The sequence below is a fragment of the Histophilus somni genome (assembly GCF_014202395.1).
Taxonomy (GTDB): Bacteria; Pseudomonadota; Gammaproteobacteria; order Enterobacterales; family Pasteurellaceae; genus Histophilus; species Histophilus somni.
Genome location: NZ_JACHGQ010000008.1, coordinates 51,100 through 61,912, shown reverse-complemented (window position 1 = coordinate 61,912; position 10,813 = coordinate 51,100). Strand labels below are relative to the sequence as shown.

9 protein-coding genes are annotated in these 10,813 nt (G+C 35.9%); 2 read left to right on the top strand and 7 right to left on the bottom strand.

Annotated features, from left to right (window positions below):
• Window positions 1–448: 448 nt before the first annotated feature.
• From HNR69_RS09770 to yjgA, 6 genes are all read right to left on the bottom strand, one after another.
• On the bottom strand, window positions 449–616 hold the full coding sequence (locus HNR69_RS09770; protein ID WP_370483450.1) for a peptidoglycan-binding domain-containing protein: 168 nt from the start codon (window positions 614–616) through the stop codon (window positions 449–451).
• Window positions 617–807: 191 nt separating this feature from the next.
• Complete coding sequence (locus tag HNR69_RS06660) at window positions 808–1,581, bottom strand: hypothetical protein (protein ID WP_075293437.1); 774 nt, start codon at window positions 1,579–1,581, stop codon at window positions 808–810.
• Window positions 1,582–1,720: 139 nt separating this feature from the next.
• Window positions 1,721–3,097: a prephenate-dependent tRNA uridine(34) hydroxylase TrhP gene (gene trhP, locus HNR69_RS06655; RefSeq protein WP_075293436.1), complete on the bottom strand. Its 1,377-nt coding sequence runs from the start codon at window positions 3,095–3,097 to the stop codon at window positions 1,721–1,723.
• 141 nt (window positions 3,098–3,238) lie between these two features.
• Window positions 3,239–4,048: a DNA ligase gene (locus HNR69_RS06650; protein WP_012341159.1), complete on the bottom strand. Its 810-nt coding sequence runs from the start codon at window positions 4,046–4,048 to the stop codon at window positions 3,239–3,241.
• Between the two features lie 167 nt (window positions 4,049–4,215).
• Window positions 4,216–5,751 (bottom strand): ribosome biogenesis GTPase Der, encoded by a 1,536-nt coding sequence (gene der / locus HNR69_RS06645; RefSeq protein ID WP_011609479.1) that lies wholly within the window; start codon window positions 5,749–5,751, stop codon window positions 4,216–4,218.
• 130 nt (window positions 5,752–5,881) lie between these two features.
• Window positions 5,882–6,415 carry a ribosome biogenesis factor YjgA gene (gene yjgA / locus HNR69_RS06640; protein WP_075293435.1) on the bottom strand — a complete coding sequence of 178 codons (534 nt, stop codon included), beginning with the start codon at window positions 6,413–6,415 and terminating at the stop codon, window positions 5,882–5,884.
• A 146-nt stretch (window positions 6,416–6,561) separates the two neighbouring features.
• Here yjgA and pmbA point away from each other — a divergent pair, with 146 nt between their 5' ends.
• The gene (gene pmbA / locus HNR69_RS06635; RefSeq protein WP_075293434.1) at window positions 6,562–7,914 is read left to right on the top strand and encodes a metalloprotease PmbA; all 1,353 of its coding nucleotides are present in this window, start codon (window positions 6,562–6,564) and stop codon (window positions 7,912–7,914) included.
• Window positions 7,915–7,979: 65 nt separating this feature from the next.
• On the opposite strand, the gene HNR69_RS06630 is transcribed toward pmbA, so the two are convergent.
• Window positions 7,980–9,278: an adenylosuccinate synthase gene (locus tag HNR69_RS06630; RefSeq protein WP_136122239.1), complete on the bottom strand. Its 1,299-nt coding sequence runs from the start codon at window positions 9,276–9,278 to the stop codon at window positions 7,980–7,982.
• Between the two features lie 500 nt (window positions 9,279–9,778).
• On the opposite strand from HNR69_RS06630, the gene HNR69_RS06625 reads away from it, so the two are divergent.
• On the top strand, window positions 9,779–10,807 hold the full coding sequence (locus tag HNR69_RS06625; RefSeq protein WP_012341153.1) for a sugar kinase: 1,029 nt from the start codon (window positions 9,779–9,781) through the stop codon (window positions 10,805–10,807).
• Window positions 10,808–10,813: the final 6 nt, after the last annotated feature.

Sequence of the window (10,813 nt, the reverse complement as noted above, 5' to 3'; positions counted from 1 at the left end):
GCCAGTTTTTTGCAGTTTTTTGCAGTTTTTTGCAGTTTTTTGCAGTTTTTTGCAGTTTTTTGCAGTTTTTTGCAGTTTTTTGCAGTTTTTTGCAGTTTTTTGCAGTTTTCATAGAATTTTCCTATCAATTTTAGCATATGTAAATATTAAATTTAGCAATGAACTTCTCTATTTAGTGATCAGACTGTAATATTGAACCACTTAAATACCTTGATATTAATACAATATTGCTACTTTTATTTCAATGCAAAATTTTCATTTTTATTAAAATTTGGAATTTTTATTTCGTTTTTGTGATAAATATCACAGATATGAAAAACTATAATATACAAGAACATCTGTAATTAAAGCAAAGAAATAGGCACGTTAAAAAGAGTTTAAGTCATATAAAAAGCTATATATTAGAATAAACATTCTATCAATATACAGTACTTCAAAATAATTTTTTTTACTGTAAGTTTGGTTCAAAATACTCAAACAACCGATCCAAGGCGATATCGTTAGTGACGCTGATACCTTTGGTCGCAAGGTAACTTACTGCGGCATTGCGAGTTTTTGTACCAAATTTTCCGTCCACTTTAAGTTTGTAACCTTTTTTGACTAAGGTTTTTTGAATAATACGCGTTTTTTCTTCCGCACTATAAACTCCAGCGGGTAGCGTCCTTGTTTTGATGTTGATTTTGGAAAGATTTTGGCACCAATTGGCTGAGCAATACTGCGTAGCAAGTTGTTGGATCTGAGGTTGTGGAAATCCGTTCCATTTTGACAGAATATCGTGAGTGGCGACCGCACCATAAATACCCGCACCTAAAAAACAAGTGGCACAATTTTCGATAAGCGTTGAAATGGTTCTCGGTTACGCATTTTTTGTCGATACTCAGAGGGAATTTTGCGTTGCTGCCAGAAGACAATAATGGAACTAATGAGCCATGCCAGTGCAGAAAAAATAAAAGTTGCCAATAATGTTATGACTGCCCCAACGAAAATAGAGGAGATAGGATGGTTTTTGAAGGAGGTTTCCAACACATTTTCCGTTGTCAACAGCGTTACCAACAAAATGAAAAAAGTAAAAATCTGCCATGTAACTTGAGAATACACTGGAGAAACCTTATCCATAATTTTGTTGAGATAATGAGTTAATTTTGTCGACATCTTCTGCGAAATGAAGCCTAAACAGATATTTTCTAAGCGTTTTGCTAAATTTTCATTTGAAGTCCTACGATATTTTGCAATTTCTCGCATGGTTCTTTCTAAAATCGGTTGATTGGCATAACGTTTAAAAAATACAAAAGCTTTCTTTTTATCAATTTTGTTTTTATTTGAGAGTGCTTGCTCTAAAAAATTGAGTTCATCAGCAAAAATATCATCAAAAATTGCTGGTCTAACAAAAGGGTAAGGAGGATTAGAAAAAGCGTAGCAAGTATAATTTTTGCCTTGCAATTGAAAATGTTGTTCCAATGATGCTACTTTGCCATAATAAACAAAATAATTGCTATCATTAATGGTTCCGCTTTTTACGTGATCAAAAGCAATTTTTTCTTGACAAAAAATCACGCCAGATTGATTTAATAAATGTCCCAATGGTGCTTTGGCAAATAAAAGTGGTTATTTTTAAAGGTTTTTCAAATAAATTAGGTGATATAAACAGAGGGTAAAAAAGCCCTTTCATCAAGAAAGGGCGAAATATTTTTTACATTCACAAAAAATTTCTAACAAACGATTATTTTTTATTATGCGGATTTCTTGTATTTGCATTAACTAAATTACGCATGAGTAACGCATAATCAAGTTGAATGTCTTGAGGAACATCTAAAAAAACAAAATGCCCATCACCAAGTGCGGCATCAATGTGTTCATTTTTACGATTAAGCATACGCTCAATGGTAAAAACCACATTGCCTTTGGGCGTCATTAATTCAACTTCATCACCTAACAAGAATTTATTTTTAACCGCAACTTCCGCCATACCTTTTTCATTACGTTTACCGGTAAATTCGCCGACAAATTGTTGGCGTTCAGAAATAGAATACCCGTAATCATAATTTTGGTATTCATCATGCGTATGACGGCGTAAAAAACCTTCGGTATAGCCACGATGTGCCAAACTTTCCAATGTATCCATTAAACTTTCATCAAAAGGTCTGCCTGCTACTGCGTCATCAATAGCCTTGCGATAAACTTGAGCCGTCCTTGCACAATAATAGAAAGATTTTGTACGCCCTTCAATTTTTAAAGAATGAACACCAATTTGTGAAAGTTTTTCTACATGTTGCACTGCACGTAGATCTTTAGAGTTCATAATATAAGTACCATGCTCATCTTCAAAGGCTGACATTTGCTCTTCAGGTCGCTGATTTTCCGCTAATAAAAAGACTTTATTTGTTGTATTTCCTTCACCTAACGTCGGTGCGACATTTTTAACGGGAATTTCTTCACCAACATTCACAATGTTGCCTACTTCATCTGTTTTTCCTTCTACAACAGAATATTCCCAGCGACAGGCATTGGTACAAGTACCTTGATTGGGATCACGCTTGTTAATATAGCCTGATAATAAACAGCGTCCTGAATATGCCATACATAAAGCACCATGCACAAATATTTCAACTTCAATATCCGGTACTTGCTGGCGAATTTCAGCAATTTCTTCCAAGGAGAGTTCACGAGATAGAATCACTCGAGTTAAACCCAATTGTTTCCAGAATTTCACTGTCGCCCAATTCACTGCATTTGCTTGTACAGAAAGATGAATATCAATATTTGGGAAATGCTCACGAACCAACATAATCAAGCCGGGGTCTGACATGATTAGTGCATCAGGTTGCATATCAATCACGGGTTGTAAATCTTTGATAAAGGTTTTTAATTTAGAATTATGTGGTGCAATATTCACTACAACATAGAATTTTTTACCAAGTGCATGTGCTTCATCAATACCGATTTTTAAATTAGCATGATTAAATTCATTGTTGCGAACTCGCAAGCTATATCGAGGTTGACCGGCATATACGGCATCTGCACCATAAGCAAAAGCATAACGCATATTTTTTAACGAACCGGCTGGAGATAATAATTCCGGTTTGAATTGAGTTGTCATAAATTTTCTCTTAAGTCTGATTACAAGTCAGTAGCTTGACCATGCAAGCTATTTGGGGGCTTTATTTTAGGCAGATTTTACGGCTTGTAAAGGAAAATATCAGCCCCATAAGAAGATTTTATATCAATCATCACCGCACTTTTATTCTTTCTTTGAACGCCAATAAGTGGCAAATCGAGGAAGTCCATTTTTAGTTAATCCACGATATTTATAGGTAATAATAGAGCCTATTGGAGGTGGATTTCTACGTTCAATTAAATTAAATCCTGAGCCGATTTTAAAAATGCCACGATGATTTTGACAGCTGATTGAGCCTAGCATATTTTCAAATTGTCCTTTACCTTGATGATGAGCTATAACAGTACATTCTTCATCAAGTGCGGTCTTTAATTTCAAAATTTGTGTACTGCGTTTTCGTTCATAGGTAGCATGAGGATTACGTAAAACAACTCCCTCACCTTGCTGTTTTTCAATTTGTTGTAAAAAATTTTTCACTTGTTGTTTAGTTTTAATGGGAATTTGCTCAATAATTTGAATATAAGGTGTAGGATGTTTATCAAGATAATCTTGTAAAACAGCCAGTCTTTCAAATAAATTTCCTTGTGCATTGGGAACATCAAAAACATATAATTTCATTTTTTCCCAACCTTTATCTTTTTTGGAACGTACAATAGAGGATATTTTTTCGAATTGATTACGTTCGGTAAAAAGTTCGCCGTCAATAGCAAAGGGTGGGAAATCACGAATAAAATAGTGCGGTGGCTGAATGACTTTATTTTGTCGAGTGAAAAGTTGTTTGCCATCCCAATATCCCCTAATGCCATCCAACTTTTCACTCATCACCCAACCGCTTACGTCCTGATTTTTATAGTTTTCCAACAGCATGAAATCCGGCAATGTTGCTTGAACTTTTATAATGAACAACATAAAAAATAGTGCTGATACTCGCATAATTATCCTTATATCCGTTTGTGTGGGAAGGCTTTAATATAAAAGATAAAAAGTTGAAAGTTTATTGAATTGGGAAATATTTGCGAGAGAGATCGCAAAATAAGAAAAAATATAGAGGCAAAGTGCAGTGATTTTGGGCGGATATTTTCCGCCCATTTATATTATATTTATCGCTGTTTTGATTTTTTGATAAATTTCATCAAACGTTTACGTTTACGCAACTGATTTGGTGTCAGTTTATTACGACGCCCTGCGAACGGGTTGTTTCCTTCTTGGAACAATAAACGAATCGGTGACCCAATAATTTTTAAGCTACGACGGTAATAGTTAGATAAATATCGTTTGTAGCTGTCCGGCAAACCTTCGATTTGATTGCCGTGTACAACAATAATTGGTGGATTATACCCGCCTGGATGTGCATACTTTAGTTTAATTCTGCGTCCACCTATCATTGGCGGTTGATGTTCATCTGTTGCCATTTGTAGAATGCGGGTTAGTAATGACGTTGTCATTTTTTTTGTAGCACAAGCATAAGCCTCTTTTATACTGTCAAATAAATTGCCTACACCACTACCATGTAGAGCAGAAATAAAATGAACACGTGCAAAATCAATAAAGTCTAAACGACGATCCAATTCAGACTTGACTTGATCTTTTATATCTTGATTTAAACCGTCCCATTTATTGACAACAATGACCAAGGAACGACCGGTATTTAAAATGAAACCTAATAACGATAAATCTTGATCGGATATGCCTTGACGAGCATCAATCGTCAACAAAATAACATTCGCATCTTGAATAGCTTGTAATGTTTTGATAACAGAGAATTTTTCTACTGTTAAATGAACTTTACCACGTTTGCGTACACCGGCCGTATCAATGAGAGTGTATTGCTGACCATCTCGCTCCATCGGAATATAAATGCTGTCTCGAGTGGTCCCCGGTAAGTCATACACCACTACACGATCTTCACCTAAAATGCGGTTAGTTAGTGTTGATTTTCCTACATTTGGACGACCCACAATGGCAATTTTGATATTTTTATCTTCACTTTCTTCTTGTTCTTCTACAAGAGCCTCATCAAGTAGCTGTATATCTTCTTCACTATTAAAATTAAAATCTTTTTCCCATTCTTCCGCACTTTCATCTGAATTTTCTACCGCACTTTCTGAATGATCTTCTGCGTTAGCTAAACTTAGCTTGTCGGCAACAGACGGCAAAACTTTTTCCATTAATGCACTTATACCGCGTCCTTGTGATGCTGCAATTTTTTCAATTTCACCCAAGCCCAGTTGATAAAACTCTGCACAATGAGAATCTGCATCAATACCATCGGTTTTATTTGCCACAAGTACAGTAGTTTTATTTTGGCGTTTACGCAAATATTGAGCAATACCAACATCCGCAGAAGTTAAGCCGGCACGAGCATCTACAAGAAATAAAACAATATCGGCTTCTTCAATGGCAAGTAAGGATTGCTCCGCCATTTTTTCCTCTACGCCTTCTTCCGTCCCATCAATACCTCCCGTATCAATCACAATAAAGTCATAACCATTGAAATGTGCTTGACCATATTTTCGATCCCGAGTAAGACCGGGAAAATCAGCCACTAAAGCATCACGAGTACGTGTTAGACGATTAAATAAAGTCGATTTACCTACGTTTGGGCGACCGACTAAAGCAACTACTGGAGTAGTCATAATAAACCTCTTTGGTTTTTTTACATTATTAGGTACGTTATATCAAAAATGTCCGCCATTATAGCGGATTTTGGTACATGTGAAAAATAGCAGATAAACGTTAATGCACTTTAACATGCGGATTTTCATGTTAATCTTCCAAAATCAGATCTTTCAAATATTGGAAAATTTCTCGGTATGATTTAGGTGGTTTGTTTTGTTCCCGCTCTTTTTGTGCTGAACGAATTAGGTTATGTAAATGTTGGCGATCTGCATGAGGATACTGTATTAATAGCTCTGTAAATGCACTGTTACCTTTTTGAACCAATTCATCTCGTAATAATTCTAATTTATGTAATATTGCTTGTTGCTGCTGATGTTTATTTTCAATTTTATTTAACGCTTCTTGGATTGGTTCCGGATCAATGGCTCGCAAGAGTTTGCCAATATATTGAATTTGACGGCGAAGAGCTTCTTTTTGCAAACGTTGTGCAAGTTCGACCGCATCACGCAACCCTGTGTCTAATGGTATTTTATCCAAATTTGTTTTGGTTAAATTGACGAGTTTTTCACCTAATTTTTTCAAAGCTTCCGCATCACGTTTTATTTCACTTTTGCTCACCCAAATAATTTCTTCTTGTTCCTCATCTTCCCAATTAAACACTTCTTCTTTACGTTTCGCCATGATTTATTCCTATTTTCCTTATGTAAAATTCGGCGTATTTTAGCATAACTTCACATTTTGCCGAAATGACATAGTATTTGTGGTTAGCGACAAATTTGAAAATAAGCTAAAATAGCCAAAATTTCTGTTTAATAAAAAGGCTTATAATGATAACTCAACAAAATTCCACCGCACTTTTAAAGCAACAAGAGCAAATGTTACAAGATGCTGTAAGCTATGCAATTGAAACTGCTACGCAAGCAGGTGCAACAGCAGAAGTTGCAGTTACAAAAGTCAATGGTTTATCCGTTTCAACTCGTTTACAGGAAATTGAAAATGTAGAATTTAACAATGATGGTGCTTTAGGTATTTCCGTTTATTTGGGGAATCAAAAAGGAAATGCCTCAACGTCAGATTTAAGCCATACCGCAATAAAAAGTGCGGTAGATTCCGCCTTAGCTATTGCGAAATATACCTCTCCGGATGATTGTGCAGGGTTAGCTGATAAGGAATTAATGGCATTTGATGCACCGGATTTAGCACTTTATCATGAGTCTGATATTGATGTTGATCATGCCGTTTCATTGGCTTTGCAAACAGAGAAAGCCGCTTTAGATTATGATAAACGCATTGTAAACAGTGAAGGTGCCACATTTAATTCGCATACCGGTGTGCGAGTTTATGGTAATAGCCACGGCATGTTACAAAGCTATTTATCAAGTCGTTATTCTTTATCTTGTTCTGTGATTGCAAGCAGCAATGAACAACTTGAGCGAGATTATGAATATACTGTTGCACGTAATATTCAAGAGTTGGAAAGTGCGGTTTGGGTTGGCGAAAATTCTGCCAAAAAAGCACTATCTCATTTACAACCGAGAAAAATTCCAACTCAAGAAGTGCCGGTTATTTTTATGAATAGTGTGGCAACCGGATTGATAGGACACTTGGCGACGGCGATTAGTGGTGGAAGTTTATATCGTGATTCCAGTTTTTTACTCGATCATCTAGGTAAAAAAATATTACCTGATTGGTTTCATATTAGTGAAAGACCGCATTTGATTGGCAAACTTGCTTCAACACCTTTTGATAGTGAAGGTGTTCGTACGAAAAATTTAGAAATTATCGAACAAGGTATTTTACAAACCTATTTGCTGACAAGTTATAGCGGTCGAAAATTAGGTATGCAAAGTACAGGACATGCAGGTGGAATTCATAACTGGCTGGTTAAGCCAAATTCACAAAATTTAACCGCACTTTTACAAGAAATGGGAACAGGTTTATTGGTCACTGATTTAATGGGACAAGGGGTTAATATTATTACCGGTGATTATTCACGTGGAGCTTTTGGATTTTGGGTTGAAAATGGTGAAATTCAATATCCTGTATCGGAGATCACTATTGCCGGGCAATTAAAAGACATGTTTGCAAATATTATTGCGGTTGGTAACGATATTGAATATAGATCGAATATTCAAACAGGTTCGATTTTGTTGGAAAAAATGAAGATTTCAGGAAGTTGATTGAGATAAAAAAGTGGCTTAATTCATTTCTGAATTAAACCACTTTTGTCTCTATTATTTATGATTTACACCGCAAAAGGATCGTTTAAAATCATAGTTTCAACACGATCAGGACCTGTCGAAAGAATCGCGATAGGTACGCCCGTAACTTCCTCAATACGTTTAATGTAATTACGAGTATTTTCCGGTAACTGATTAACATCTGTTATACCAAATGTATTTTCTTGCCAACCCGGTAAGGTTTCATAAATCGGCTCTACACCTTCCCAATCTTTTGCTGCTAACGGTGCATATTCAGCAATTTCACCATTAGGCATTTTGTAGCCAACACAAATTTTGACTTCACGAAATCCATCTAATACGTCCAGCTTGGTCATACAAAAACCGGAAATAGAATTAGTTTGGATTGCACGCTTAATAGCAACGGCATCAAACCAACCACAACGACGAGGACGACCGGTTACTGCACCAAATTCATTTCCTTTGCGTGCAATTTCCGCACCCACATCATCAAATAATTCTGTTGTAAATGGCCCCCCACCAACACGAGTACAATAGGCTTTAATAATACCTAAAACATAATCAATATGACGAGGACCAAAACCTGCTCCAGTGGATACACCACCAGCAGTTGTGTTAGAACTGGTTACATAAGGGTAAGTACCTTGGTCAATGTCCAACATTGTGCCTTGAGCACCTTCGAATAAAATGTTATCGCCATTTTTACGAGCAATATCTAAAATTGTCGAAACATCTGCAACCATAGCCGTAATAATATCTGCCACTGCAAATACTTCATCCAACGTCTTTTGATAATCAACAGCTTCGGCTTTGTAATAATGAACCAATTGAAAATTATAGTAATCTAGAATATTTTTTAATTTCTCGGCAAATAATTCTTTATCAAATAAATCGCCGACACGTAAACCTCTACGAGCAACTTTATCTTCATAAGCCGGACCAATACCTCTCCCTGTGGTACCGATTGCTTTATTGCCTAAAGCTGACTCACGAGCTTTATCCATTGCAACATGGTAAGGAAGAATTAACGGACAAGCCTCAGAAATTAACAAACGTTCACGAACATTAATCCCACGACTTTCTAATTCCCCCATTTCTTGCATTAAGGCTGTCGGTGAAAGAACAACCCCATTTCCAATCAGACAGGTTACGTTTTCACGTAATATACCTGATGGAATTAATCTAAGAACTGTTTTTTCACCATTAATAATCAATGTATGCCCCGCATTATGCCCACCTTGATAGCGAACCACATACTTAACTCGATCTGTTAATAAATCAACGATTTTGCCTTTCCCTTCATCGCCCCATTGAGCACCTAAAACAACAACACTTTTTCCCATAAATTCCGCCTTAAAAGCTATTTTTGTAAGTGAATGAATAGTGGGCTACTTTACTATTTTCTGTCGTTAATCTCAATTTAAATTACTAATTTCTGTTAATATTTCTATGGCATAAATGATAATTTTTACTGCATTTCTAAAATAATTCTTTTGCTGGCTATCTTTGAACTTATTTAATCAACACTTGTAAAGTATTTCTAAGGACACACCAAAAGACACCGCACTTTTGTCACTCCACACGACAAAAAACAAAAAAGATTTTTCTAAATATCTTATAAAGAGAATATGCTTGTTTTTTTAAAACATCACTGCATTGAAGATTATCGACAAATCAATGCGAATAACAATCTAATAATCTAATAGATATTAAGAATTCTAAATAAGCAGTCTGTTACGATGATGATATAACTTATTTTTTACTGTAGCCCACTTTCTTGTACTAAAAAACATAATATCGTGTATACTACTTTTAGCACAACCCATCAAGATGGAGGTTTTAGTTGAAAACAGTAGTTTCTTTAGGTGAAATCTTGTTACGGTTATCACCACCACAGTATCAAACCCTAACACTGACAACCAGTCTAGAATGTCAATTTGGCGGTTCAGAATTAAATGTTCTTTCAACCTTGGCACAATTAGGGCACAACGTTTCTCTTATATCTGCCATTCCGGATAATGATTTAGGTAGGATGACGAAAAACTTTCTTTTTTCTCGTCAAATCAATCAGGATTACATTTTGGAAAAAGGGCAACGTCTAGGGATTTATTATTACCAGAAAGGCTTTTCCTTACGAGCCAGTCGGGTAACTTATGACCGAAAACACTCTGCTTTTTGGGAATCTCAACTGAGTGATTATGACCTAGAGTCTGTATTCAAAGGAGCCGACTGGTTTCATGTGTCTGGCATCACTCCAGCGTTGAATGATAACCTTTATAGCTTAACCCATTATTTGATGACCAAGGCTAAAGCAGAGGGACTCACTGTCTCTTTTGATTTAAATTTTAGAGCAAGTTTATGGAACTCTTTCCAAGAGGCAAGAGAATTATTGTCCCCTCTTGCCGCTCTAGCAGATGTTTGCATTGGAATTGAGCCGTTAAGTCTTTCCGGTGATGGGCAAGGAGATTTAAAAGACCAATTAGGTTTAACAAGACCTTACGAAGATCAAGAATTATTAAAAAGCATTTTGGATAAATTAGCTAAAACTTATAGCGTGAAAAGCTTTGCTTTTACTCAAAGAGAAATGGGACATACTAATGAATATCTATTGAAAGGCTATTTATATCAGGATGGTCATCTTTATCAGACAGACAAATCAGGCATTCAAGTGTTAGACCGTGTTGGTACTGGAGACGCTTTTACAGCGGGAATTATTCATGGCATGCTTAAAAAAGAAAGTCCTGAAAAAAGTTTGGCCATTGCTATGGCAAGTTTCAAGTTCAAACATACCATTGAAGGCGATATTAATGTGATTTCTCAAGCAGATATTGATCAATTGCTAGATGAGACTTCCCACGAGATTAAACGTTAAGAAACA